Here is a 25,042-nt window from a genome sequence, read left to right as displayed (position 1 = left end):
AGTTCCCCGCCGGGCCTCGCGGTGCAGGGCACCCGCTTCCGTCCTTCCGGGACGATGGCGCGAGAACAGCCCTCTTCGAGCGGTTCCACCTCACTGGCCCGCCTTGCTGGCACCTGTCCGCCAGGTGCTCGAATTCCCCGTCTTTCTGGCTTCGGGCGGTCTTGTGCGGAACCGCGAAAGGCCCCTTGCACCACCCGCTACCTCCGGACAACCTCCTCCTGGAACCCGGCACCCCTAGGCGGTGAGCCGAGAACTGAGGTGGACCCGGGCGGGACGGTCGGGGCGACGCCCGAGCGCGCGGGCAGCCCCGGCGCAACGCACCTCCCCGAGGCAAGGGAGGCACTGCAGTGACGACCTATCACGGAGAGAGTTCTTCCACATCGCCGAATGAGCGGCCGGAAGCTCACCTGACGGCAGTGGCGTTCAGCGCGTCGGTCTGCGTCGTGCTCGACGTCGTCGCCGCGTACGCGGTCATCTCGTCCTTCCTCATGAGCCCGCGCGGCCCGTGGGACGACGACGTGCTCACCGCGGTCCAGGTGAGCTCCTCCGCAGGCGGTGCGCTCGCCGCTCGGCGGGCCCCGGTATCGCGAGGCTGGCTGCGGTGGTGGTTGCTGCTGCCCGCCGTCCTGTCGGCTTCCGCAGTCCTGCGGTTCGTCCAGGTCGACCTCAGCTGTCCGATCTGACCGCGTCCCTCGCGACGAAGGCGGCTGCCGTACCGCTCGCGCACCCAGCCAGCGCGGCTCCCCCCTGACCATCACGGTGCGGCGGGGAGCCGCACGGTCACCACGAGGCCCCCGTCGGGCAGGGCTTCGGCGTCGACCTGGCCGTGGTGGGCCTCCACCGCCGCGCGCACTATGGACAGACCGAGACCGGAACCGGTGCGCGCGGTGCGCTGCACACCGGCTCGGCGGAACGGCTCGAACAGCGTCTCCACCTCACTGGGCGAGACCGGTGCGCCCGATGCGGCGACCCGCAGCTCCACCCAGTCCGAATCGGACTGGACGCTGGTTTCGATCCACCCGCCGTCCACGTTGTGCCGCACCGCGTTCTCCAGCAGGTTGCCAGCTATCCGTTCCAGCAGGTCCGGGTCTCCGGACACCACGGCCGTCCGCTCCCGACGCGTCACCCGGAGCCCGCGCTGGCGCGCCTCCTCCGACACCACGCGCCAAGACTTGTCCACGATGCTCTTCAGATCCACCAGCTCGACCACCGCCAGCCGAGCCCCCTCGGTTCTGGCCAGCAGCAGCAGCGACTCCACCAGCCGGTCGGACTTCGCAGCTGCTTCCCGCACCACCTCGGCCATTCGCCGCAGCTCCGCGGAATCGGCATCGGGATCGGAGAGGGTCACGTCGAGTTCGGTTTGGATGACCGCGAGCGGCGTGCGCAGTTCGTGACTGGCGTTGGCGACGAAGCGGCGCTGGGACTCGAAAGCCGCTTGCAAGCGGTCCAGCATGGCGTTGAAGGTGTCGGCCAGTTCGGCGACCTCGTCCCGCGGACCGCTCAACTGGATCCGCTCGTCCATCGACTCGACCGACAACTGCCGCGCGGTGGCGGTGACCTCGTGGACCGGGCGCAGCAGCCGCCCGGTCAGCGTCCACGCCAGCAGTCCAGCCGCCACCACCACGGCGACGAAAGCGAAGCCCCCGGTCACCAGCACCTGTCGCTGGGCCGACTCGCGCAGAGCTTCGCCCAGCATCTCGCCGGGCACCTCCACCCCGTGCACCCGCACCCGGGTGCCGCTGGGCAGTTGCGGAACGGCAGCCGCCACGTTGCCGACCAGCACCCACCCCAACCACAGCAGCAGCCCGCTGACCAGTGCGACCAGACCAGCGGCCAGCAAGGTGAGCCGCAACCGCAAGCCGGGACCGCGCCGGCTGAGCAATCCGGCCGGCACGTCAGCCCTGCGCCCGGCCAGCGGACGGGATCCGGTACCCGGAGCCCACCAGGGTCTCGATGATGCCGGGCTCCCCCAGCTTCTTGCGCAAAGTCATCATCGTGACCCGAACGGTGGTGGTGAACGGATCCGCGTTCTCGTCCCACACCCGTTCCAGCAGCTCCTCGGAGCTGACCACCGCGCCACCCGCGGCCAGCAGCACCTCCAGCACCCCGAACTCCTTGCGGGTCAGCTCGATCTCCCCCCACGGACGACGCACCGTTCGGCGGGCCGAGTCGAGCTCCAGCTGGTCGGCCACCAGCAGCGGTGGTTGCGCGGGCGTGGAACGGCGACCGAGCGCGCGGACCCGAGCGGTCAACTCCGGGAACGCGAACGGCTTGGGCAGGTAGTCGTCGGCGCCCAAGGAGAGGCCGGCCACCCGGTCCTCGACCGTGCCACTGGCAGTGAGCATGATCACGCGGGTGAGCTGGCCGGAAGCGACCACTTGCCGGCACAGCTCGTCACCCGACATGCCCGGCAGGTCCCGGTCGAGCACGATCACGTCGTAGCGGGTGATGCTGGCCTTCTCGTGCCCCTCGTCCCCGTCGTAGGCCACGTCGACGGCCATGCCCTCCCGGCGCAAGCCCCGGACAATCGCGTCGGCCAGTGGCTTCTCATCCTCGACCACCAGGATTCGCACGTCTTCACCCTGCCACAGCCAGTGGAGACGTCCCGGATCAATCAGCTGCGTCGGGACCGTCCGCTTCGACGGCGACCTCCAGAGCCGTCTCGGCAGAGCCGATCCGGTCCGCCACCCACTCGGTGATGCGCCGGGCGATGTCCTGCTCGGTCAGCCCGAGTTCGGAGAGCACCTCGTCCCGGGACGCGTGGTCCAGGAACTTGTTGGGCACCGCGAGATCCCGCAGCGGCACGTCCAGCTCGGCGTCGCGCAGCGCGGCCGCCAGCGACCAGCCGAAGCCCCCGTGCCGCCCGCAGTCCTCCAGGGTGACCACCAAGCGGTGCTCGGCGGCCATCTCCACGATCTTCTCCGGGACCGGGATGACCCAGCGCGGGTCGACCACGGTGACACCGATGCCCTGGGCGGCCAACCGCTCCGCGGCGCCGAGCGCCAGCTGCCCGAAGGCCCCGACCGCGGCCAGCAGCACGTCCCGGCCTTCGTCCCCTTCGGGCCGGCGCAGGACGTCCACTCCGGAAACTCGTTCCACCGCCGGGACTTCCTCGATCACCGCGCCCTTGGGGAAGCGGACCACCGTGGGGCCGTCGTCCACGCCGACAGCTTCCCGGAGCTCTTCGCGCAGGGTGGCCGCGTCCCGCGGGGCCGCCACTCGGATGCCGGGGATGATCCCGAGGATCGACAGGTCCCACATGCCGTTGTGGCTGGCGCCGTCATCACCGGTGATGCCGGAACGGTCGAGCGTGACGGTGACCGGCTGCTTGTGCAGCGCCACGTCCATCAGGAGCTGGTCGAACGCCCGGTTCAGGAAGGTGGAGTACACCGCGAACACCGGGTGCATGCCGCCCATGGCCAGGCCGGCGGCCGAGGTCATCGCGTGCTGCTCGGCGATGCCGACGTCGATGCACCGGTCCGGGTACGCCGCCGCGAACTTGCTCAACCCGGTCGGCCCGAGCATGGCGGCGGTGATCGCCACCACGTCCGGGCGTTCCGCGCCGATCCGCACCAGCTCGTCGGAGTAGACGTCGGTCCAGCTGGTCGGGGCCGGCTTCACCGCTTTGCCGGTCTCCGGGTTGATCACCTTGACCTGGTGCATCTGCTCGGCCTGGTCGTTCTCCGCCGGCGCGAAGCCGTTGCCCTTCCGGGTGACGGCGTGCACGATCACCGGCCCGCCGAACGCCTTGGCCATCGACAGCGCGTGCTCCAGCGCGCGCAGGTCGTGCCCGTCGACCGGGCCGAGGTACTTGATGCCCAGGTCCGAGAACATGACCTGCGGGCTGATCGCGTCCTTGATACCGCTCTTGGCCGCGTGCAGACCGGTGTACAGCGAACGCCCCACCACCGGGAGGTTGCGCAAGGTGCGCCGCCCGCTCTCCAACGCCTTCTCGTAGCTCGGGTTGAGCCGCAGCGCCGCCAGGTGCTCGGCGAGACCACCGATCGTCGGCGCGTACGACCGGCCGTTGTCGTTGACCACGATCACGATCGGCCGGCTCTGGTCGGCGGCGATGTTGTTCAGCGCCTCCCAGCACATCCCTCCGGTGAGGGCGCCGTCGCCGACGATGGCGCACACGTGCCGCTTCGACCCGGTCAGCTGGAACGAGCGGGCCAGCCCGTCCGCGTAGGAGAGCGACGTGGAGGCGTGGCTGTTCTCCACCAGGTCGTGCTCGCTCTCCTTGCGGGACGGGTAACCCGAAAGGCCGTCCCGCTTGCGCAGCCGGGTGAAGCCGTCCTGCCGGCCGGTGATGATCTTGTGGACGTAAGCCTGATGGCCGGTGTCGAACACCACCGCGTCCTTCGGCGAGTCGAAGACCCGGTGGACCGCCAGGGTCAACTCCACCGCGCCGAGATTGGGGCCGAGGTGCCCGCCAGTCCGTGACACCTTCTCGACCAGGAATTGCCTGATTTCTGCGGCCAGCTGCACCAGCTCGCCCGGACCCAGGCGTTTCACATCGGCCGGACTGTGCACGGATCCCAGCAGCGTCACCGCTCCACCTCGCTTATCGTGCTGGTCGGTCTGCTTCGCATGCCGAGCGCCGACGGCGGTTACATGCCTGGCGGTCTCGTGATGCGGCCGGTCCCAGTCTACGGAGACGCACTGCGGCCGCCCGGGAAGGTTCCTTCATCACGGCGACTTTCTGGATCTTCGTCACCGTGAGTAATCGCCTTGATTTCGGCCATCCGTTCCCCCAGCAATCCCGTCGGCCTCGGCCCGGCACGCGGCTCGCCGCGCACACCCCGGCCTCCAGTCATGGCGTATTGCGAGCACAGCGCATCTTCATCCGACCGGCAACCGGACGGCGGCAGAACTCGACCGACCGGTGTGCTCCAGTCGTCCACCGGCTGCTCCGGGCCTCGCGCGCGAAGAACCGGACGTCACTCTCCGCATCGGAATGGATCTCATGCGTCATCGGCGACGCCCCCGGCCTCATCCGGTCGAGCAATGGCGCAAGCCCCGTCATTCCTCCGCGTCGTGTTCCAACAGGGCTATGCACTCGATGTGGTGCGTCATGGGGAAGGCGTCGAAGGCTTCCAACTCCGCCAGCCGGTAACCGCGTTCCCGGAACAGCGCGATGTCCCGCGCCAGCGCCGCCGGGTCGCAGGCCACGTGAACCACCCGCCGCGGCCGCCGCGCGGCCACCTGTTCCACCACCGCCCGGCCAGCGCCCTTGCGCGGCGGATCCAGCACGACCACTTCCGGCACCGGCAACTCGCTGTCGACGAGCACGTCCTCGACCCGGCCACCTCGGAAGACCACCTGCGGCAGATCCCGCAGGTTCCGCACCGCGTTGTCCACCGCCCGGTGACCGGACTCCACCAACAACACCGTTCCGGCCGGCCCCGCTTGTTCGGCGAGCACCGCGGCGAACAAGCCCACACCGCCGTAGAGGTCCCACGCGACCCCACCGGGCGACACCGCCGCCATCCGGCCCACGGTTTCGGCGAACACCTCGGGAGCTGCCCGGTGCACCTGCCAGAAGTCCCCGGCCGACACCTGGAACTCGCGCCCGACCGCGCTCTCCCGAGCCACCCCGCTGCCGCGCACCCGGCGCGGCGCACCCGACCGGCGCCCCTTCTTCGGCGCCGCGGTGATGTGGACCTCGCCGGTGGAATCGCGCACCGCGGTCAGCTCGCTCCCCGGCCGCCACCGGCGTTCGGTGACCGGCTGCACCGCCTCCTCAACCGTGATCGGGCAGTCCTCCGCGGCGATCACCCGGTGACTGCGGTGCGCGCGGAACCCGGGCCGGCCCCGCTGGTCCACCGCGAGCCTGGCCCTGGTGCGCCACCGGAGCAGTCCCCCGGGCAGTTCCCGCACCTCCACCGGCCACTCGAGCTTGGCGATGCGCTGCAGCTGCTCGGCCACCACGAAGGCCTTCAGCTCCCGCTGGGTCTCCCCCGACGCGTGCTGCCAGTCGCAACCACCGCAGCGGTCGCGACCGAGCGCGATGTCGGCCAGCGGACAAGGCGGCTGCACCCGCCCGGGAGCGGGCGTGACGACCTCCACCGCGTCCGCCCGGCAAAACCCCCCGCCCGGGTCCTCGGTGACCTCGGCCACCACCACTTCGCCGGGCAAGGCGTGCCGCACGAACACCACGCGCCCCTCGTGCCGGGCAACGCAATGCCCCCCGTGCGCGACGGACCCGACCTCGAGCCGCAGCCGCTGTCCGGTCCAGTCCGGCTTCTCCGTCACCTGTGCTCATTCCCCTTCGAGCTCGTTCCCAGCCCCCGGCGGGTGGCGCCGGGCCGCGTGAATGGTTTGCGCCCCAGCAACCGCTCCGAGGATTCCAGCTGCCACGGCACGCTGGTCACCATCACACCGGGCTGGAACAGCAGGCGGCTCTTCAGCCGCAGCGCGCTCTGGTTGTGCAGCAGCTGCTCCCACCAGTGTCCGACCACGTACTCCGGGATGAACACGGTCACCACGTCACGGGGCGAATCCCGGCGGATCCGCTTGACGTAATCCAACACCGGCCGGGTGATCTCCCGGTAGGGCGACTCGAGCACCTTCAGCGGCACCGGTATGTTCTCTTCTTCCCACTTGACCACCAAAGACCGGGTGTCGTGGTCGTCGACGTTGACGGTGACCGCCTCCAGCACGTCCGGACGGGTGGCCCGGGCGTAGGCGATCGCCCGCATCGTCGGCAGGTGCAGCTGCGACACCAGCACCAGCGCGTGGTTGCGCGACGGCAGCACCGCGTCCGCCTCGTGCCGCTGCAACTCTTCGACGACGTGATCGTAGTGCCGGCGAATGGCGGTCATGAGCAGGTAGACCGCGGCCATCGACGCGATCGCGATCCAAGCGCCGTGGGTGAACTTGGTGACCAGCACGATGACCAGCACCACGGCCGTCATGACCAGCCCGCAGAAGTTGATCAGCTGCGCGCGGCGCATCCGCCGGCGGGACTCCGGCTCCGCTTCTTGCCGCAGCTGCCGGTTCCAGTGCCGGATCATGCCCGCCTGGCTGAGCACGAAGGAGACGAAGACCCCGACGATGTAGAGCTGGATGAGCCTGGTGACCTCGGCGTCGAAAGCCCACACCAGCACCGTGGCCCCCACCGCCAGGAACACGATGCCGTTGGAGAAGGCCAACCGGTCGCCTCGGGTGTGCAGCTGCCGCGGCAGGAACCGCTCCTGGGCCAAGATCGAGCCGAGCACCGGGAACCCGTTGAACGCGGTGTTCGCCGCGAGCACCAGGATCAACCCGGTGACCGCGGTCAGGTACCACACCCCCAGCGGGAAGTCGGGGAACACCGCATCCGCCAGCTGGACGATCAGCGTCTTCTGGTGGTAGTCGTCGGGGGCCCCGATGAGCTGGCTCTCCGGGTGCTCGGCGATCACCACGCCCGCCGTCCTCGCCAGGAAGAGCAAGCCGAGGAACATGATCACGGCGAAGACGCCCATGAGCGCGAGCGTGGTGGCCGCGTTGCGCGCCTTGGGCTTGCGGAAAGCCGGCACCCCGTTGCTGATCGCCTCCACCCCGGTGAGGGCAGCGCATCCCGAGGAGAAAGCCCGCAACGCCAAGAACGCGAACGCCACCCCGGCGAGCTGGGGTTCCTCCGCCGCCAGTTCGAAGTCCGCGCTTTCCGCGCGCAACTGCTCCCCCAGCACCACTTCTTGGAAGACCCCCCAGCCGAGCATGCCGAGGATGCCGACCACGAACGCGTAGGTGGGGATCGCGAAGAGCGTTGCGGATTCGTGGACGCCGCGCAGGTTGATCGCGGTGAGCACGACGATGGCGCCCACGGCGAAGAGGACCTTGTGCGAGGCCACGAACGGGATCACCGAGCCGATGTTCGCCGCGGCCGAGGAGATGGACACCGCTACCGTCAGCACGTAGTCGACCATCAGCGCCGAAGCCACCACGAGTCCCCAACGACGACCGTGGTTGACCTTGGCCACCTCGTAGTCGCCCCCGCCCGAGGGGTAGGCCCGGACGTTCTGCCGGTAGGAAGCGACCACCGTGGTCATCACAAGCGCCACCAACAGCCCGATCCACGGGCTCACCGAGTAAGCGGTGAGCCCGGCCGCGGACAGCACCAGCAGGATCTCCTCCGGCGCGTAAGCAACGCTGGACACGGCGTCGGAGGAGAAGACCGGCAGCGCGATCCGCTTGGGCAGCAGGGTCCGCTCCAGCCGATCGGTGCGGAACGGCTGCCCGACGATCAAGCGCTTGGCCGCGGTTGCGAGCTTGTGCACGGCTCAGAGCGTAAGCGCACCAGAGCCGGAACAGCCGAGGCCGGGGACCGATTGGCCAGCGGGGTCACACCGCGCTCGGCCCCCTGCTCGAAGCCCCAGCTCACCCGGTACGGTGCACCAGCCTGGTGCCGCCGGGTGCGCCCCCGCATCAGGGCCAGCACCCGAGTACGGTCACTCCCACAGGCGATCAGCTGGCCGTCGAACGCAGCAAGGAGACTGGTCGTGCACGTGGTGATCATGGGCTGCGGCCGCGTCGGGGCCGCGCTGGCCGCCGCCCTGCAACGCCTCGGCCACACCGTGGCGGTGGTGGACAGGGATCCGCACGCCTTCCACCGGCTGGGCCGGGACTTCCGAGGACTGCAGGTCACCGGCAACGGTTTCAACAAGGACATCCTCATCGAAGCCGGCATCGAGCGCGCCTCGGCGTTCGCCGCGGTGTCCAACGGCGACAACTCGAACATCGTGTCGGCCCGGGTGGCCCGGGAGACGTTCGGGGTCGAGCGCGTCGTCGCCCGGATCTACGACCCGAAGCGGGCCGAGGTCTACCAGCGGCTCGGCATCCCCACCGTCGCCACCGTTTCCTGGACCACCGACCGGTTCCTGCGGATGCTCCTCCCCGAGGGAGTGGCCACCGCGTGGCGGGAACCGTCCGGGACGATGGCCGTGCTGCAGCTGCCGCTCCACGAGGACTGGGTCGGCCACCGGGTCAGCGAGCTGGAAGCCGCCACCGGCAGCCGGGTGGCGTTCATCATGCGGTTCGGCAACGGTGTCCTGCCGGACCCCGGCACCATCATCCAAGCCGACGACTCGGTCTACGTGGCCGCCTTCTCCGGAACCGTCAACGAGGTGGCTTCGATTTCCCGGCGGAGTCCCCAGGAGAGTGAATGATGCGCATCGCAATCGCGGGTGCTGGCGCGGTGGGACGGTCGATCGCGCTCGAGCTGCTCGAAGGCGGCCACCAGGTCATGCTCATCGAGCGCAGCATCGAGAACTACCACCCGAAGAGCATCGCGGAAGCCGAGTGGGTGCTGGCCGACGCCTGCGAGCTGTCCTCCTTGGAGGAGGCCGGGCTGGAGTCCTGCGACGTGGTGATCGCCGCCACCGGTGACGACAAGGTCAACCTGGTGGTGTCGCTGCTGGCCAAGACCGAGTTCGCGGTCCGCCGCGTGGTGGCCAGGGTCAACGACCCGGAGAACGAGTGGCTGTTCACCGACGCCTGGGGCGTCGACGTCGCGGTGTCCACCCCGCGGATGCTCGCCGCGATGGTGGAAGAGGCGGTGAACGTCGGGGATCTGGTGCGGCTGATGACCCTGCGGCAGGGACAGGCCAACCTGGTGGAAGTGACGCTGCCGGAGAGCACGCCACTGGCCGGACGTCGGATCCAGGACCTGAAACTGCCCGCTGACGCCGCGCTGGTCACGATCCTGCGCGGTGGGCGGGTGATCGTCCCGCAGGACGACGACTCGCTGGAGGTCGGCGACGAGGTCCTCTTCGTCACCACCACTGACGTCGAGCAGCAGATCCGGGACCTGGTGCACGGCTCCGCGCCGGGAATGGCGGACTAGTCCGCGGCAGGCCCGGGCCGCACCGCTCCCTCCGCGCTCGCCGCGGCGATCTGCTCGGCTTCTCGGCCGGCCCGCCGGATCGCCCACACGGTGACCAGCAGCGCCAGGCCGGTGAGCGGATACCCCATCGCGATCCGGGCCACCGCCAGCCACCCGGTCTCGTCCGCGGCGTACAGCCACTGCTGGACGACGAACTTCGCCGCGAACACCGCGGTCCAGGCCAGCGTGGCCACGTCGTAGCCGAGCATCGCGCGCCGCTGCCGGCGCCACCCGAAACCCTGGGAGTTGAGCGCCGACCAGGCAACTCCCACCAGCGGCCAGCGGACCACCACCGACAGCAGGAACACCCCGCCGTAGAGCAGGCTGGTCCAAATGCCCAGCAGGAAGAACCCCTTGGCATCTCCCGAGCGGTAGGCGATGAAGGAGCACACCGCCACCCCGAGCACACCGGAGATCGCCGGCTGCACCGGTTCCTTCCGCACCAGTCGGAAGACGGCGATGCCGATGGCCACCCCGATCGCCGCCCAGATCGCCGTGGTGAGCCCGGCCAGCGAGTTGACGACGACGAAGAGCACGATCGGGATCGCGGAGTAGGCCAGGCCGCTGACCCCGCCCATCTGCTCGAGCAGGGTCTGCTCGGGGGCCTGGTCCGACTTCTCACCGGATTCGGCGGTTTGCCGCCCGGAACCGGGGCATTCTGCTGCACTGCGTTCGCTCATGCGGTGGTCTGCAACTCGTAGTAGGGGTTGTAAAGCACCTTCTGCCCGTTCCGAACGGCGATCCGCCCCCGCACCTTGAGGACTCGACCAGGCTCGATCCCGGGGATCTTGCGCCGGCCGAGCCACACGAGGGTGACCTCGTCCGTGCCGTCGAACAGTTCTGCTTCCAGGGTCGGGGCGGAAGCCTTGGGCGACATGCCGACGCAGCGAACCCGCCCGAGCACGACCGCTTCCTGCCCGCACTGGCAGTCGCACGCACGCTGCGCGCCACCAGCTGCCGACCACTCCGATAGCTCGGCGGCGTCCAGCTCTTCGACGTCGGCGGTCAACCGACTGATGAGGCGGCGGAAGTAGCCGCCCCGCGGCTTGGTCATTTCGCGCTCCTGTGCGCATGCCGGTTTGTGCCTGTACCCGTCAGCGTAGCCCGCTCTTCCAGCACGAGTGGTCGTCCTGTCAGCACCGCCGCACCAACCGCTCTTTCGGGGCAGCGCGAGCGAGCCGGCCCAGCACTGGATCAGCCGCCGGTACCCACCTGGCCGTTGGTCTGCGGCTGTCCTTGCTCCTGGGCCTGCTGGATCCGGCGCATGATCTGCTCCGGCAACTGGATGGGCAGCGGCGCGCGCACCGGCATCGGCTCCTGCCCCCGGACCACGATGGTGTCGTCCAGCACCTTGTACAGGGTCTTGGCGCAGTCCCTGGCGTGCTCGGCCGGGCTGGCGGCCACACCGCGGACCAACCACCGCGGCCCGTCCACCCCGACGAAGCGCAGCACGGCCTTGTTGGTGTCGGCCACGACCTCTTCGCCCCAGTCGCCGGGTTCGGTGCGCACCCGGGCGCCGTCCTTCTGCAACTGGCCGATCAGTTCAGCGCGGACTTCGTCCCACACCCCGGTGGAACGGGGAGCGGCGAACGCGCTCACGGTGAGCCGCCCCAGCTCGGTGACCACGTGCACCGCGCGCACCGGACCGGAAGGATCCACCTCGACCTGCAGCTGGGCTCCTTCCGGAACCGGGAACTTCACCGACCCCAGGTCGAGCCGCTCCAGCCCGTCCTCGGGCGCTTCCGCTTCGTCGTACGGCCCGTGCTCAGGGAGTTCTTCGACGACCGACTCGTCCTCGGAGCCCTGCTCCACGACCGGCTCGGCAGCCTTCTTGCGACGGCCCCATCGAAACATCAGTCAAGACCTCCGTCCTGCGTCAACCCACTGTTGCCGGAAGCTGCCAGTAACTCGTGTCCCCCGGTGGACCCGTACCCCTCGGCTCCCCGCTGCGACTCCGGTAACTCGTCGACCTCGAAGAACACCGCGTGCTCGACCTTCTGCACGACCAACTGGGCAATCCGGTCGCCGCGGCGGAGCGTTACCGGCTCGACGGGATCATGATTGATCAGGCACACCTTGATCTCACCCCGGTACCCCGCGTCCACGGTCCCGGGGGTGTTCACCACGCTCAACCCGGTCTTGGCCGCCAGCCCGGAGCGGGGGTGCACGAATGCCGCGTATCCCTCCGGGAGGGCGATCGCCACACCGGTGCCGACCACGGCCCGCTCACCCGGTTGCAGCACCACGTCCCGAGTGGTGACCAGATCGGCCCCGGCATCGCCGGGTTTCGCGTAGGACGGAACGGGAACTTCCGGATCAAGTCGAGTCAACAGGACCTTCACGTTCGACACGGGCGGCGAGACTACCCTGAAAACGTGTCCGAGAGTGCAGAAGTGGCCGCCGTACACGGGGAGGCCCCCGGAAAGGCGAACGAAGTGGTGTACCGCGAACGGCTGTATGCCACGTGGTGGATCTGGCCGTTCCCCATCGTGGCGGCCGGCCTGTTGGCCGCCGAAATCCACCTCGGGTATCCGGGAGTGCGAGCATGGCTCCCGTACCTGGTGCTGATTCCACTGGCGGTCGCCGGCCTGCTGTGGTTGGGGCGCACGAAGATCGAGGTGCGGGACGGCGAGCTGTGGGCGGGAGACGCCCACCTGCCGTTGCGGTTCGTCGAGGACGCCGAGGTGATCCCGCCCGAGGAGAAGCGCAGCGCCCTCGGACCCGACCTGGACCCCGCCGCCTTCCTGCTGCACCGGCCCTGGATCCGGACTTCGGTGCGGATCTGGCTGGACGACGAGGACGACCCCACTCCCTACTGGGTGGTCAGCACCCGCCACCCGGAGAAGCTCGTCGAGGCGGTCATGCGGAAATGAAAAACTGGGCACACGCAGTCATCGCGTGTGCCCAGCCGCCAGCCGGTCGTCGTCGAGCGGAACGGACTGGTCGAGCGCAGCTCAGGCGGCACAGTCGCGGCAGAACAACTGACCGTTGCGCTCCTCCGCCAAGCGGCTGCGGTGGTGCACCAGGAAGCAGCTGGAGCAGGTGAATTCGTCAGCCTGCTTCGGCAGCACCTTCACGGTCATTTCTTCACCGGACAGGTCAGCGCCCGGGAGCTCGAAGTTCTCCGCGATCGCCCCTTCGTCCTCGTCGACGACGCCGGATTGCGCATCGTTGCGCCGCGCCTTCAGCTCCTCGAGCGAGTCCTCTGCCAGGTCGTCGGACTCGCGGCGCGGAGCGTCGTAGTCGGTCGCCATCGTCTTTCACCCCTGCGTTAAGTGGAGACTGCAATAGGTGTGCCGGTGGTAAACGTCCCAGGACCCGGTTTTGTGCCCGGCGGTGCCGTGATACCGGCCTCGCCCTGCAACGTGTCCAAGTTCCCCCTTAGTGAGCGACTCGCCTCATCGGCACTCCCTGAGGCGCCGGAAGGGTAGCTCATACCCAAGCAGCCCATGCAGAAGGTCACCCGTAGGTGTGGTGTCGGTTGCACGAAGGAGGCACGGCACCGGTGAGGAACGTCAACGCGCGGAACGCGTCGCCTAGCCCGAACGCGTGTACCGGGATGTCTATTTCCGGTGCGCACTTGGCCAAAGGTAAACAACAACTCCGCTACGGGCTGCCTTTCGAGACCGCGTCAGAGCGCACGAACACCTAGGCTGATCTAGTGAAGCCGTGCCGGCGCACGCCGAGCGAAGATCGCAGGGAGGGGCAGCACGTGTCAACCGGAAGTCTAAGGCGTCAGGGACCCCGGTACCGGCGGCGACGTCCGCTGCCGGCTTTGGTGCTGTTGGGCGCGCTGGTGCTGCTTTCAGGCCTGCTCTGGACCCGCGTCTTCGAATCGGTGGAGGACATCGAAACCGCGACCCGGTGCAACCAGCCCGCTCCGCCGACAGCGGCCCCGGTCGACGGGACCTCCCAGTCCGCTCCCCCACCGCTGGGCAAGATGCTGCCGCGGAACGCGCTGGACAACGTCGCGCCGGTGCCCCCGCAGCAGGTGAAGGTGCGGGTGCTCAACGGCAACGGCGAGGTCAACCAGGCTTCGCTGGTCAGCGGCGTGCTGACCGACCTGGGCTTCGCCGAAGGCGGAGAGCCGGACAACGACCCGGTGTACGTCAACTACGACCTGAACTGCCACGGCCAGATCCGGTTCGGCTCGGCCGGGGCCGGAGCGGCTCGCACCCTGAGCCTGATCGCCCCTTGCGCTCAGCTGGTCCACGACGGCCGCACGGACGACACCATCGACTTCGCGCTCGGCACCGAGTTCAACGACATCAAGCCGACTTCGGAGGCCAAGCAGGTCATGCAGCAGCTGAAGTCCCAGTCGCCCGGCGAGGACAGCAAGCCCAAGATCGACGAGGAACTGCTGGCCAAAGCACGCGACGTGCACTGCTGAAGCGGGGTGGCTCCCACCCCGCTTCAGCAGTGAGGTGATTCACACCTCGCCGGCCCTGCAGCGGATCAGGGCCTCGGTGAGCTCCTTGGCGATCCCCGGCGAAGCGCACACGATCATCCCGTCGCCGAGCCCGTCCGCGGAGCCCTGCGCCGGAACCCGGACTTCAGCTCCCGCTTCGGCCGCGATCAGCGCGCCCGCCGCCCAGTCCCAGCGGTGCAGCCCGACCTCGTAGTAGCCGTCGAGCCAGCCCGCCGCGACCGCGCACAGGTCCAGCGAGGCGACTCCGAAGCGCCGTATGTCGCGAACTTCACCTATCAGCTGGTTCACCACGCGCGCCTGCTCGATCCGGCGCTGCCGGTCGTAGCCGAAGCCGGTGGCGACCAGAGCCAGGTCCAGCCGGTCCGCTCCGGAGACCCGCAGCTGCTTGTCGCCGAGGAAGGCGCCGTGCCCCAGCGCCGCGCTCCAGATCCGCCCGGTCGCCGGTTCCACCACCGCTCCCGCGATGGAGCGGCCGTCCAGCTGTGCTGCAATTGAGACGGCGTACCAGGGGTAGCCGTAGAGGTAGTTGACCGTGCCGTCGATCGGGTCCACGACCCAGCGAAGACCTTCGAGCTTGCTGCCTTCACCGCCTTCTTCTTCCCCCAAGACCGGCTCACCTGGGCGGAGCTCCGCGAGCCGCTGCCTGATGAGCCGTTCGACGGCGCGATCGCCGGCGGTTACCACATCTGTTTCAGTGCTCTTGGTGTCCACCGCGCCATCGGTCACCGCTTCGTCACGGACCGTGCGCGCAAGGTCACCCGCTTCGCGTGCGATCCGCATCGCGACCTCACGCAAAGCCGTCGCTTCTCGCTCAATAGCCAATCCCACGCACACATCGGAACACAACCCGGTTAAGGTCTCCACACCTTGGTCTGAATCGAATAGGAAGGATCAGCCATGGGCACAGCCCGCGGTTTCGGCGTGGATGTCGGAGGGTCCGGCATCAAAGGATGCCCGGTCGATATCGACAGCGGCGTGCTGACTGAGGAGCGGTTGCGGATCCCCACCCCGCAGCCAGCGACGCCCGAGGCAGTGGCGAACGTGGTGGCCGAGATTGTGGAGAAGTTCGGCTGGCAGGGTCCGGTCGGCATCACACTGCCGTGCGTGGTGAAGGACGGCGTTGCGCTGACAGCGGCGAACGTGGACAAGAACTGGATCGGGACCGATGCCCGGACCTTGTTCGCAGAACGCCTCTGCCGGTCCCCCGAAGAGGTCGTCGTGTTGAACGACGCGGACGCGGCCGGCATGGCGGAGATGCAGTTCGGAGCCGGCATGGGCCACCGCGGGCTGGTCGTGGTGCTCACCTTCGGCACGGGCATCGGCAGCGCCATGTTCATCGACGGCAAGCTGGTGCCCAACACCGAGTTCGGCCACATCGAGGTGGACAACCAGGACGCGGAGAAGATGGCCGCGGCCTCCGTCAAGGACAACCTCGACCTCTCCTACCCGGAGTGGGCTCCCCGCGTCACGCGCTACATCCAGACGTTGGAGCGCTTCCTGTGGCCGGATTTGATCATCGCTGGCGGCGGGGTGAGCAAGAAGGGGCACAAGTGGATCCCCCTGTTGGAGACCCGTAGCCCGGTGGTGGCCGCCGCCCTGAAGAACGACGCGGGCATAGTCGGAGCTGCCACAGCGGCCATGAACAGCACAAATGAGTAACAACGCGCGCGGATAGCACACCAGGGGCGACGTGGAGTACACCTTGCAGGGGAACCGCGCGCGTTTATCGCAGTTACAATGGAACGCAGCCCGCTTGATTCGGAGTCCTCGACAGGGGAGATCAAGCAGTGACTCCCGAACCTCCGCAGGGGACTCGACGAGCGGGATGTTCCCGACCTTTGGCGGCCGAGGTTTCGCGCCCTCTGGCCAGCCCTGATCGACCGTCGCGAAAGGGCGTACGTGGCAGCCGCAAACACCGCAACCCGACGCTCAAGCTCCGCTGCGAAGTCCGGCGGTGCCCAGTCGGCCCAGTCGCAAGCCACTTCCGTTACGGAGGCGACCGCAGCGGCCGAGGCCGTCGAAAAGCCGAAGAAGTCGACCACCGCTCGCAAGAGCCGCACCACCAAGAGCTCGAGCAGCACCAAGTCGACTTCTCGGAAGACCGCTACCAAGTCGGCGGCTAAGAAGGGCACCAAGAGCTCCGGAAAGAAGTCGACCAAGACTTCTGCCAAGAACGGCGAGGGCCTGGGCATCGACGAACCGATCGAGACCGACCTGACTTCACCGGACGTCGGGGATCTGGCCGACGTCGAAGACGTGGAGATCCCCGAAGAATCGCTTTCCGAGGAGGAGACCAAGGATGGCGACTTCGTCTGGGACGAGGAGGAGTCCGAAGCGCTTCGGCAGGCGCGCAAAGATGCCGAGCTGACGGCTTCAGCCGACTCAGTGCGGGCCTACCTGAAGCAGATCGGCAAGGTCGCCCTGCTCAATGCCGAGGAAGAGGTCGAGCTGGCCAAGCGCATCGAGGCCGGCCTCTACGCAGCAGAGCGCCTGCGGCAGGCTGAGGAGAAGGGCGAGGTCCTGCCGACCCAGCTTCGCCGGGACCTGCGCTGGATCGCCCGGGACGGGGAACGCGCCAAGAACCACCTGCTGGAAGCCAACCTCCGTCTCGTGGTCAGCTTGGCCAAGCGCTACACCGGGCGCGGAATGGCGTTCTTGGACCTGATCCAGGAGGGCAACCTGGGTCTGATCCGCGCGGTGGAGAAGTTCGACTACACCAAGGGCTACAAGTTCTCCACCTACGCGACCTGGTGGATCCGGCAGGCGATCACCCGCGCCATGGCCGACCAGGCTCGCACCATCCGCATCCCGGTGCACATGGTCGAGGTCATCAACAAGCTCGGCCGCATCCAGCGCGAGCTCCTCCAGGACCTGGGGCGTGAACCCACCCCCGAGGAGCTGGCCAAGGAGATGGACATCACGCCGGAGAAGGTGCTGGAGATCCAGCAGTACGCCCGGGAGCCCATCTCGCTGGACCAGACCATTGGCGACGAGGGCGACAGCCAGCTCGGCGACTTCATCGAGGACTCGGAAGCCATCGTCGCCGTCGACGCGGTCTCGTTCACCTTGCTGCAGGACCAGCTGCAGTCGGTGTTGGCCACGCTGTCCGAACGCGAAGCCGGCGTGGTGCGCCTGCGGTTCGGTCTGACCGACGGGCAGCCACGGACTCTGGACGAGATCGGTCAGGTCTACGGCGTGACCCGGGAGCGGATCCGCCAGATCGAGTCGAAGACGATGTCCAAGCTCCGGCACCCGTCCCGGTCCCAGGTGTTGCGCGACTACCTGGACTGAACGAACTCCGCTACGGCGCCCGACCTGCGACTCAGCAGGTCAGGCGCCTTTTTTCGCCCACCCGGCGGAGTGGACGCGCACGCCTCGCGAGACCGGCCCCTTCCCGGCGCGCCGCGCTTCGATCAGCGGCTCGAGCTCTCCTGGCGAGAACTTCCGGGCGACCGTTCCAGAGGCTCGCCGCGGAAAGCCTCAACTCGAATGACGCGCGAAACGGTGAACGTGAAAGCAGCGGGGATTCACTTGCATTGCTGAAGCACTCGTTTTCATTTCGCTGTCCGATCGGCGGGAAATGCTGTTCGCTTGCAGCGGAAAAACCCCTCGCAATATCTGACCGGAATGTGAGCTTGTGCACCTTGTTCCGATTGATCTGATCTTCCTTCACCCGGAAGAGTTGATCACAAGCCCAACGTTTTTGCTGGTCACAGGCTTCCTGCAGGCTTTTCGTCACGCTCCGCAAAGCTCATTGCGGCAACTGGGTATTTCAGCGTGACACGAGTCGCGAAGCCAGGTTGGAACACTGACTTTGGGCTGTGCGTCTGCAAGAGTGGAAGCAGCGACGCACCGGACCGGCAACGGCGAGGTAGTCGCAGCAGATCGAAGCGCTGGATTCTTTCCGGCGCCGCGACGGAGGGAGATTACGATGCCGGGAACGCTTACTCGCCCCGAGCTGACCGCCGCCGACCGCTGCGACCGCTGCGGGGCCGCCGCCAAACTTCGTGCCGTGCTGCCGTCCGGAGGCGAACTGCTCTTCTGCGGCCACCACGCTCGAGAGTTCGAGCCGCGGCTGCGCGAGATGAACGCGGACTTGCAGGACGAGCGATGATCTAGTTCGGGAACGATCGAGCGCCCCGGAGCTGCGGCTCCGGGGCCTCTTCGCATCCGGGTCAGTTCGCGATGTCGGCCAGCGCCTCCAACAGCCGCCGCACATCCGCCTCGTTGGTGTAATGCGACAGGCTGGCTCGCACCCCACCGGCCTCCCCCAGGCCGAGGGCGTGCACCAGCTCCCAGGCGTAGCAGTTGCCGCTGGAAACGTTGACCCCGCGCTCTGCGAGCTTTTCCGCAACGGTCGTCGGGGTCATCCCCTCCAAAGTGAACAGCGCCGTCGGTGTCGTCCGGCGCGGCTTCCCGTGCCGGGTGAGGCCCGGTATCCGCGTCAAACCGTCGAACAGCAGCTTCGCGAGCTGGGCTTCGTGCTCGCGCATCGCGCGGCGGGAAGCGGCGAGCCGTTCCGCCCTGCTCCCGGTCGCCGCCGAATCCAGCCCGGCCAAGTGCTCCACCGCGGCGACGACCCCGGCCAAGGAAGCGAACGGGACGGTGCCGAGCTCGAACCTCTCCGGCACCGAGTTCGGAGACGGGGCGAGCTTGTCCGGGTAGAGGTTCTCCAGCGACCAGGGATCGGCGGCCACCACCGCGGCCAGGTGCGGACCTGCCCACTTGTACGCGCTGGTGGCGTAGAAATCCGCCCCCAGCTCGGCCAGGTTCACCTGGTGGTGCGGGCAGTGCTGCACACCGTCGACGTAGGAGACCGCCCCCGCTTCCCGGGCCTTCTCGATGATCGGCTTCAACTCCGGCACCGTGCCGATCAAATTCGAAGCAGCGGTGACGGCCACCAGCTTGGTGTGCTCTCCGATGAGCTCGACGACGTGATCGACGGGCAATTCCCCGGTCTCCGGGTCGACGTCGGCCACGCGGACCGCGGCTCCCGACCGCTGGGCGTGCTGCACCCACGGGCGCACGTTGGCGTCGTGGTCCAGCTGGGTCACCACGATCTCGTCACCTGGCCCCCAGCCCGCCGACAGCACCGAGGCGAACCGGTAGGTCAACGCGGTCATGCTGAACCCGAAGACCACGCAGGACGGATCAGGAGCGCCCACGAGATCAGCCACCGCGGAGCGGGCCTCCTGCACGATCCCGCCAGCCCGACGGCTGGACACGTACGGGCCACCGAGGTTCGACATACCCACGCGATACGCGTCGGCAACGGCGTCGATCACCGCTTGCGGGACTTGGGTACCGCCCGCTCCGTCCAGCCACGACCTGCCATCGGCCAACGCCGGGTACTGCGCTCGGATTTTCTCCACGTCGTACGCCATGCGGCGAGCCTAAGAGATCAACTGCTCGTGCGGCGGAAGTCCCGTCAGGACAGCGCCGAAAAGAACCGCGGTTTCACCACGACCGGAGCGTCGCGATGCGCTCCTCAAGCTGCTCGATGGAGGCCATCGCGGTGGGCGGTCCTCCGCAGACCCGCTGCAGCTCCTTGTAGATCACCCCGTGCGGCTTCTTCGTGCGGTGGTGGTGCAAGGCCACCAGGGTGTTCAGCTCCTTGCGGAGCTTGCGCAGGCGCTCCTGCACGTTCTGCGGACGTTGCTGCTGCTGTTGTTGCTGTTGTTGCTGCTTGCTCTTCTCCGCCGCTTCCCGTTCGGCGACTTTGCGCAGCTGCTCCTGCTGCCGCTGCCGGAGCAGGGCGCGGACCTGGTCCGGTTCCAGCAGACCGGGCAGTCCGATGTACTCCTGTTCGTCCTCGCTGGTGCTGAACGCCGAGGTGCCGAACGAGGAACCGTCGTAGATGACCTGGTCCAGTTCGGCTTCAGCGCCGAGAGCGGTGAAAGCCCTCTCCTCCTCGCCCGGTTCGTCCCGCTGGCGATTGGCCTCGGCCAACAGCTCATCGTCCCAGCCGCCCTTCTCCCGGTGCGGCTTGCCCAGCACGTGGTCCCGTTGGGTTTCCAGCTGGCTCGCCAATTCCAGCAGCACGGGCACGCTGGGCAGGAAGATGCTCGCCGTCTCCCCCGGTCGACGAGCGCGCACGAACCGGCCGATCGCCTGGGCGAAGAACAGCGGAGTGGACGCGCTGGTGGCGTACACCCCGACGGCCAACCGGGGCACGTCCACCCCTTCGCTGACCATGCGGACGGCGACCATCCAGCGGTCTTCCGATTCGGCGAATTCCGCGATCCGACCGGACGCCTTCGGGTCGTCGGAGAGCACGACCGTCGGAGCCGTGCCGGTGATCTCCCGGAGGATCTTCGCGTAGGCCTTGGCGTTGGCCTGGTCGGAGGCGATGACCAGACCGCCGGCATCGGGCATCCCACCGTTGCGCAGCTGCGTGAGCCGGACGTCAGCGGCTTGGAGGACCGAAGGGATCCAGTCCCCGGCCGGGTCCAGGGCGGTGCGCCAAGCCCGGGCCGTCTGCTCGGCGGTCATCGGCTCGCCCAACCGGGCGGTGTACTCGTCCCCGGCGCTGGTCCGCCAGCGGGCTTCACCGGAGTAGGCGAGGAACACCACCGGGCGCACCACGCCGTCCTGCAGCGCATCGGCGTAGCCGTAGGTGTGGTCCGCTTTGCTGTGCAGCACGCCTTCCCCGTCGGGTTCGTACTCCACGAACGGGATCGGGGAGTCGTCGCTGCGGAACGGCGTACCCGTCAACGCCAAGCGCCGCACCGCGGGGGTGAACGCCTCTCGGATGGCATCGCCCCACGACTTGGCGTCTCCGGCGTGGTGGATCTCGTCGAGGATCACCAGCGTCTTGCGCCGCTCGGTGCGCACCCGGTGCAGCGTCGGGTGCGCCGCCACCTGGGCGTAGGTGACGACCACGCCCCGGTAGTCGGAGGAAGTGGTCCCGTCGCTGTTGCGGAAGTTCGAATCGAGCGGGATTCCCGTCCCCGCCGCGGCCAGCGCCCACTGGTGCTTGAGGTGCTCGGTCGGGGCCACGACCGTCACGGCTTCCACCGTGCGGTCCGCCAGCAGCTCTGCGGCCACCCGCAGACCGAAGGTCGTCTTGCCCGCCCCGGGGGTGGCGACCGCCAAGAAGTCCCGCGGCTTGGTCGCCAGGTATTTGGTCAGAGCGCGGCGCTGCCAAGTACGCAGTGGACGGGAAGAAGCCTGCGCGGGGGCGCTGAGCACAGAACGAACAGAGTGGTCCAGATGCGCTTCGGACACGCCGGCTCGCTGCTCCTTTCTGAGTTTCCCGCTGACACGCCAATTCAGCGCCTGACTCGACCTGCCGCGGACAGGAACACCGGGCACGGCCAGGCACGGGCCGTCGTGCAGCCTACCGCTGCCGGCTGGGCAGATCGGGTTGGCCATGCCGCAGTTGTGGCGAAACCGGCAAGGCCGGTCGGGCAGTTCCCGGGCACCGCTGCGGAGGCGTGCCACGAGGTCTTCGACCGGGACAATTCGCCCGGAGCGGCACGACACGCACCAGGACTTCTCCGGGTTGTCGCCCGCCGGCGAAGAGCATGAAGCATCCTTGAAGGTGTCATGGTTCCAGCTAATCCACGTCCACAGCGGGGGCAGAAGGACACGCCCCCCAGCGGTGAACCAGTGCAGCGCGGCCCACTGCGCCTGATCTGGAACACCGCCTGCAAGGCGTGGTGGAACAACATCTTCTCGGAGTCCGCGGCAGCTGCTTTCTGGCAGACGCTGTCACTGCCGCCGCTGCTGCTCGCGCTCCTCGGCAGTCTCGGATTCCTCGGCGAGTGGCTCGGCCGGGGCGTGGTGGACGCCGTGCACGACAACATCCTGGCCTTCAGCCGGACCGTGTTCACCAGCAACGTGGTGGACCAGATCATCCAGCCGACGGTCGAGGACATCCTGACCAGGGGCCGATCGGAAATCGTCTCGATCGGCTTCGTGCTCTCCCTGTGGGCCGGTTCCTCCGCCCTCGCCTCGCTGGTCGATTCGATAACCCTGGCCTACGACCAGCACATGATCCGCAATTCCGTGTGGCAGCGCGTCTTCGCTCTGCTGCTCTACCTGGTCAGCCTGGTCCTCGCGGTGATCGGACTGCCGGTCATCGCGCTGGGGCCGAACGTGCTGCCCACGCTGTTCCCGGAGAACCTCCAGGACGACATCGCCTGGCTGATCCACGCGTTCTACTACCCGGCCACCGGGGTGCTGCTGGTCCTCGCCCTGGCCACCCTGTACAAGGCGGCGCTGCCGAAGAAGCTGCCGTGGCACCGGGGACTGCCCGGGGCCCTGCTGGCGATGGTGGTGTTCCTGTGCTCCACCGTGGGGCTGCGCCTGTACATCTCCTGGGTCACCACCACCGGCTACACCTACGGCGCCCTGGCCACCCCGATCGCGTTCCTGCTGTTCGCGTTCTTCCTCGGCTTCGCGATCATCATCGGGGCGCACTTCAACAACACCATCCAGCAGATGTGGCCGGCCAAGATGACCCGCCGGGAGCGGCGGAAGTGGCGGCGGCTGGAGATGAAGAGGCTCGCGCAGCGCATTCACACCGAAGAGGGGTACCGGGCGTGGCGCAACGAGCAGGCGCCCGAGCCCGGCACTGGGCCGGGCCCCGGAACCAAACCCGTGCCCAGCGCTGCTCCGGCGAAAGCCGAGGCCCCGGTGGGCAGTCGGCGATCGGCGAAGAGCTGACCGGGAAAGGACCTAGCTCACTCGTCGTCGCCGCCGGGCGGGAGGGATTCGTAGATCTCCTTGCACTTCTGGCAAACCGGAGAGTTCGGCTTCGGCGACTTCGTCACCGGGAACACCTCTCCGCACAGGGCCACCACGTGCGTTCCCATGACCGCGCTCTCGGCGATCTTGTCCTTGCGCACGTAGTGGAAGAGATCAGGGCGATCGCTGTCGTTCTGATCCGTGGTTTCCGGACGAGTGTCGGTGTCAGGCAGCGTCATCGTGCTCATGCCCCAATGATGCCGCAAGCCGGTGCGCACCGTCCCCGAGTGGTCCTCCGGGCGGTCGGGCGTTCACTGCCCCTCGATGACCTGGTGATCGCCCGCTTCCAGCGACCGCGGTGAACGGTGGAAGCGATTGACCGTTTCCTTCTTCTTGGCCGGGCGGTCGTTGGCGATGAGGACCGCCATCCACGGCAACGGGATCGACACCGCCAGGATCACCAGCCCCAGCAGCCACAGCTGTGTCGTCTGGTACACCACGGCGGCGGCCACCAAGCACGGGATGCGGCAGAACATCATGATCGCGTACCGCCGCCGACGCATCGCCTGCTGGTCGTCGTAGGACGGTTGGGCCTCGGTGATCAGCACCGGGGTGGTGTCACGGTGCGAGCTCTTCACGCCACTACCTCCAAGCTCCATGCTCCCACCCCGATGCTGCTGGCAACACCCGGGGCGGCACTGGACCACTGGTTGACCGATCAGGCATCGGCTTGAAACATCGAGCCCCCGGTGCCCCGCTAAGCTCCCGTCCCGGGAGGCGACATGTTCTACGCATTGGGGAAGCGGGTAGTCGGTTCGGTGGCCCGGGGCATCTACCGCCCTGCGGTGATCGGCGCGGAGAAGGTCCCGGAGACCGGTCCGGTGATCCTCGCCCCCAACCACCTGGCCGTCATCGACAGCTTCATCGTGCCGCTGGTGCTCCCCCGGCCGGTCGCTTTCCTGGCGAAGGCGGAGTACTTCCAGGGCACTGGCTTGAAAGGCGCTCTTTCCCGCTGGCTGTTCACCTCGCTCGGCACCATCCCGGTGGAACGCGGTCGCGGGCGGGCCGCCATGAAGTCCCTGGAGGCCGCCGAGCAGGTGTTGCGCGATGGTGGTGCTTTCGGGATCCACCCGGAGGGCACCCGCTCCCCGGACGGGCGGCTGTACCGGGGCCGGACCGGGGTGGCCCGGCTCGCCCTGCGCACCGGTGCGCCGGTGGTTCCGGTCGGGCTGGTGGGGACGGACAAGCTCCAGCCCCGAGGAACCAGAATCCCCCGGCCGCACCCGGTGACCGTGCGGTTCGGAGATCCGCTGGACTTCTCCCGCTACGCCGGCATGGAGAAGTCGTTGCCGGTGCTGCGGTCGATCACCGACGAGATCATGTACGCGATCGCGGAGCTCTCCGAGCAGGAGTACGTCGACCGCTACCAAACACCGGGCGCAGCCGCCTGACCTCCCGGGACGGCGTACCAGCGCTGCCCGGCCGAGCGGGGTCTACTGCTCCTTCTTCGCCGCCGCCTTCTGCTGCTTCTTCCACTCCCGCACTTCCTGCAGCGTTTGCCGGTCGACGACGTCAGCGATGGACATGCGGACCTCCGGTTGCCCGTAGGCGCCGGCTGCTTCCCGCCATCCTTCCGGTTGCACGCCCCACTGCTTGCCGAGCAGCGCGAGGAAGATGCGGGCTTTCTGGTCGCCGAATCCCGGCAGGGCTTTCAGCCGCTTCAGGACTTCCTTCCCGCTGCCGTCGGCCCAGAGCAGCTCGGCCCTGCCGTCGTAGTGCTCCACCAGGTGCTGGCACAGCGCTTGGATGCGCTTCGCCATGGACCCGGGGAACCGGTGAACCGCCGGAGGCTCGGCGCACACCGCGGCGAACTTGTCGGGGTCCACTTCCGCGATCCGGTGAGCGTCGAACCCGCCGAGCCGTTCCCGCAGCGCCTTCGGCCCGGCGAAGGCCCTCTCCATGGGGATCTGCTGGTCCAGCAGCATCCCGATCAACAGCGCCAGCGGGTCCTCAGCGAGCAGCTGGTCGGCGTCGGCATCACCGGTCAACCACAGGGT

At 68.3% G+C, this 25,042-nt stretch carries 26 protein-coding genes; 10 read left to right on the top strand and 16 right to left on the bottom strand.

Annotated elements, in window-relative coordinates:
- Positions 1-416: 416 nt before the first annotated feature.
- A complete protein-coding gene (locus SREC43747_RS0109355; protein ID WP_236623106.1) occupies positions 417-683 on the top strand; it encodes a hypothetical protein in 267 nt (88 codons plus the stop codon).
- Between the two features lie 71 nt (positions 684-754).
- Here SREC43747_RS0109355 and SREC43747_RS0109350 read toward each other — a convergent pair whose 3' ends face one another.
- The 5 genes from SREC43747_RS0109350 to SREC43747_RS0109330 all read right to left on the bottom strand — a co-directional run bounded on the left by SREC43747_RS0109350 (position 755) and on the right by SREC43747_RS0109330 (position 8,261).
- Complete coding sequence (locus SREC43747_RS0109350) at positions 755-1,894, bottom strand: sensor histidine kinase (RefSeq protein ID WP_051387904.1); 1,140 nt, start codon at positions 1,892-1,894, stop codon at positions 755-757.
- A gap of 1 nt (position 1,895) precedes the next feature.
- Positions 1,896-2,573: a response regulator transcription factor gene (locus SREC43747_RS0109345; protein ID WP_029720947.1), complete on the bottom strand. Its 678-nt coding sequence runs from the start codon at positions 2,571-2,573 to the stop codon at positions 1,896-1,898.
- 37 nt (positions 2,574-2,610) lie between these two features.
- On the bottom strand, positions 2,611-4,551 hold the full coding sequence (dxs, locus tag SREC43747_RS0109340) for a 1-deoxy-D-xylulose-5-phosphate synthase (RefSeq protein ID WP_029720946.1): 1,941 nt from the start codon (positions 4,549-4,551) through the stop codon (positions 2,611-2,613).
- Positions 4,552-5,022: 471 nt separating this feature from the next.
- Positions 5,023-6,255: a class I SAM-dependent RNA methyltransferase gene (locus SREC43747_RS0109335; protein WP_029720945.1), complete on the bottom strand. Its 1,233-nt coding sequence runs from the start codon at positions 6,253-6,255 to the stop codon at positions 5,023-5,025.
- Positions 6,252-8,261 (bottom strand): APC family permease, encoded by a 2,010-nt coding sequence (locus SREC43747_RS0109330; RefSeq protein ID WP_029720944.1) that lies wholly within the window; start codon positions 8,259-8,261, stop codon positions 6,252-6,254. Before SREC43747_RS0109330 ends, SREC43747_RS0109335 begins: the two co-directional genes overlap by 4 nt.
- A 222-nt stretch (positions 8,262-8,483) precedes the next feature.
- Here SREC43747_RS0109330 and SREC43747_RS0109325 point away from each other — a divergent pair, with 222 nt between their 5' ends.
- Both SREC43747_RS0109325 and SREC43747_RS0109320 read left to right on the top strand, forming a co-directional pair.
- Positions 8,484-9,149, top strand: coding sequence for a potassium channel family protein (locus SREC43747_RS0109325; protein ID WP_029720943.1), 666 nt, complete (start codon positions 8,484-8,486; stop codon positions 9,147-9,149).
- Positions 9,149-9,826, top strand: a complete 678-nt coding sequence (locus SREC43747_RS0109320; protein WP_029720942.1) for a potassium channel family protein — start codon at positions 9,149-9,151, stop codon at positions 9,824-9,826. Before SREC43747_RS0109325 ends, SREC43747_RS0109320 begins: the two co-directional genes overlap by 1 nt.
- Here SREC43747_RS0109320 and SREC43747_RS0109315 read toward each other — a convergent pair.
- From SREC43747_RS0109315 to dut, 4 genes are all read right to left on the bottom strand, one after another.
- Positions 9,823-10,545 (bottom strand): DUF3159 domain-containing protein, encoded by a 723-nt coding sequence (locus SREC43747_RS0109315; protein WP_029720941.1) that lies wholly within the window; start codon positions 10,543-10,545, stop codon positions 9,823-9,825. The genes SREC43747_RS0109320 and SREC43747_RS0109315 overlap by 4 nt on opposite strands.
- Positions 10,542-10,919 (bottom strand): OB-fold nucleic acid binding domain-containing protein, encoded by a 378-nt coding sequence (locus SREC43747_RS0109310; RefSeq protein ID WP_029720939.1) that lies wholly within the window; start codon positions 10,917-10,919, stop codon positions 10,542-10,544. Before SREC43747_RS0109310 ends, SREC43747_RS0109315 begins: the two co-directional genes overlap by 4 nt.
- Before the next feature lie 140 nt (positions 10,920-11,059).
- Positions 11,060-11,719 carry a DUF3710 domain-containing protein gene (locus SREC43747_RS0109305; protein ID WP_029720938.1) on the bottom strand — a complete coding sequence of 220 codons (660 nt, stop codon included), beginning with the start codon at positions 11,717-11,719 and terminating at the stop codon, positions 11,060-11,062.
- Positions 11,719-12,216 carry a dUTP diphosphatase gene (dut, locus tag SREC43747_RS0109300; RefSeq protein WP_029720937.1) on the bottom strand — a complete coding sequence of 166 codons (498 nt, stop codon included), beginning with the start codon at positions 12,214-12,216 and terminating at the stop codon, positions 11,719-11,721. The genes SREC43747_RS0109305 and dut overlap by 1 nt, the downstream gene beginning before the upstream one ends.
- A gap of 24 nt (positions 12,217-12,240) precedes the next feature.
- On the opposite strand from dut, the gene SREC43747_RS0109295 reads away from it, so the two are divergent.
- On the top strand, positions 12,241-12,738 hold the full coding sequence (locus SREC43747_RS0109295) for a DUF3093 domain-containing protein (protein WP_081722502.1): 498 nt from the start codon (positions 12,241-12,243) through the stop codon (positions 12,736-12,738).
- 81 nt (positions 12,739-12,819) lie between these two features.
- On the opposite strand, the gene SREC43747_RS0109290 is transcribed toward SREC43747_RS0109295, so the two are convergent.
- Entirely contained in the window at positions 12,820-13,119 is a 300-nt protein-coding gene (locus SREC43747_RS0109290; RefSeq protein WP_029720935.1) for a DUF4193 domain-containing protein, read from the bottom strand.
- Between the two features lie 407 nt (positions 13,120-13,526).
- Between SREC43747_RS0109290 and cei the strand changes: the two genes are divergently transcribed.
- On the top strand, positions 13,527-14,255 hold the full coding sequence (cei, locus tag SREC43747_RS0109285; RefSeq protein ID WP_306413774.1) for an envelope integrity protein Cei: 729 nt from the start codon (positions 13,527-13,529) through the stop codon (positions 14,253-14,255).
- Between the two features lie 39 nt (positions 14,256-14,294).
- On the opposite strand, the gene SREC43747_RS0109280 is transcribed toward cei, so the two are convergent.
- Positions 14,295-15,110, bottom strand: a complete 816-nt coding sequence (locus tag SREC43747_RS0109280) for an inositol monophosphatase family protein (protein WP_408005186.1) — start codon at positions 15,108-15,110, stop codon at positions 14,295-14,297.
- An 81-nt stretch (positions 15,111-15,191) separates the two neighbouring features.
- Between SREC43747_RS0109280 and ppgK the strand changes: the two genes are divergently transcribed.
- From ppgK to SREC43747_RS0109265, 3 genes are all read left to right on the top strand, one after another.
- Entirely contained in the window at positions 15,192-15,953 is a 762-nt protein-coding gene (gene ppgK, locus SREC43747_RS0109275) for a polyphosphate--glucose phosphotransferase (protein WP_029720931.1), read from the top strand.
- 240 nt (positions 15,954-16,193) lie between these two features.
- The gene (locus SREC43747_RS0109270) at positions 16,194-17,585 is read left to right on the top strand and encodes an RNA polymerase sigma factor (protein WP_029720930.1); all 1,392 of its coding nucleotides are present in this window, start codon (positions 16,194-16,196) and stop codon (positions 17,583-17,585) included.
- Positions 17,586-18,225: 640 nt separating this feature from the next.
- The gene (locus SREC43747_RS0109265) at positions 18,226-18,408 is read left to right on the top strand and encodes a DUF7455 domain-containing protein (protein WP_029720928.1); all 183 of its coding nucleotides are present in this window, start codon (positions 18,226-18,228) and stop codon (positions 18,406-18,408) included.
- A gap of 61 nt (positions 18,409-18,469) precedes the next feature.
- Here the strand turns inward: SREC43747_RS0109265 and SREC43747_RS0109260 are convergent, their stop codons facing one another.
- Together SREC43747_RS0109260 and SREC43747_RS0109255 are read right to left on the bottom strand one after the other, a co-directional pair.
- Entirely contained in the window at positions 18,470-19,678 is a 1,209-nt protein-coding gene (locus SREC43747_RS0109260) for a cysteine desulfurase-like protein (RefSeq protein WP_029720927.1), read from the bottom strand.
- A gap of 73 nt (positions 19,679-19,751) precedes the next feature.
- Positions 19,752-21,521 (bottom strand): DEAD/DEAH box helicase, encoded by a 1,770-nt coding sequence (locus tag SREC43747_RS0109255; protein ID WP_029720926.1) that lies wholly within the window; start codon positions 21,519-21,521, stop codon positions 19,752-19,754.
- A gap of 321 nt (positions 21,522-21,842) precedes the next feature.
- On the opposite strand from SREC43747_RS0109255, the gene SREC43747_RS0109250 reads away from it, so the two are divergent.
- The gene (locus SREC43747_RS0109250; RefSeq protein ID WP_037331676.1) at positions 21,843-22,964 is read left to right on the top strand and encodes a YihY/virulence factor BrkB family protein; all 1,122 of its coding nucleotides are present in this window, start codon (positions 21,843-21,845) and stop codon (positions 22,962-22,964) included.
- A gap of 17 nt (positions 22,965-22,981) precedes the next feature.
- On the opposite strand, the gene SREC43747_RS0109245 is transcribed toward SREC43747_RS0109250, so the two are convergent.
- Together SREC43747_RS0109245 and SREC43747_RS0109240 are read right to left on the bottom strand one after the other, a co-directional pair.
- Positions 22,982-23,233, bottom strand: coding sequence for a DUF3039 domain-containing protein (locus SREC43747_RS0109245; RefSeq protein ID WP_029720924.1), 252 nt, complete (start codon positions 23,231-23,233; stop codon positions 22,982-22,984).
- A 63-nt stretch (positions 23,234-23,296) separates the two neighbouring features.
- Positions 23,297-23,644, bottom strand: coding sequence for a DUF3099 domain-containing protein (locus SREC43747_RS0109240; protein ID WP_037331674.1), 348 nt, complete (start codon positions 23,642-23,644; stop codon positions 23,297-23,299).
- A 123-nt stretch (positions 23,645-23,767) separates the two neighbouring features.
- Between SREC43747_RS0109240 and SREC43747_RS0109235 the strand changes: the two genes are divergently transcribed.
- Positions 23,768-24,436: a lysophospholipid acyltransferase family protein gene (locus SREC43747_RS0109235; RefSeq protein WP_029720922.1), complete on the top strand. Its 669-nt coding sequence runs from the start codon at positions 23,768-23,770 to the stop codon at positions 24,434-24,436.
- Between the two features lie 42 nt (positions 24,437-24,478).
- Here the strand turns inward: SREC43747_RS0109235 and SREC43747_RS0109230 are convergent.
- On the bottom strand, positions 24,479-25,042 hold a 564-nt coding region (locus SREC43747_RS0109230; RefSeq protein WP_236623105.1), incomplete at its 5' end, for an HhH-GPD-type base excision DNA repair protein.

Origin of the sequence: Saccharopolyspora rectivirgula DSM 43747 (genome assembly GCF_000497205.1) — a bacterium.
In the GTDB taxonomy this organism is placed as follows: Bacteria; Actinomycetota; Actinomycetes; order Mycobacteriales; family Pseudonocardiaceae; genus Saccharopolyspora; species Saccharopolyspora rectivirgula.
The sequence above is the reverse complement of the archived record's forward strand: the minus strand, read 5'-3'. Positions and strand labels throughout refer to the sequence as shown.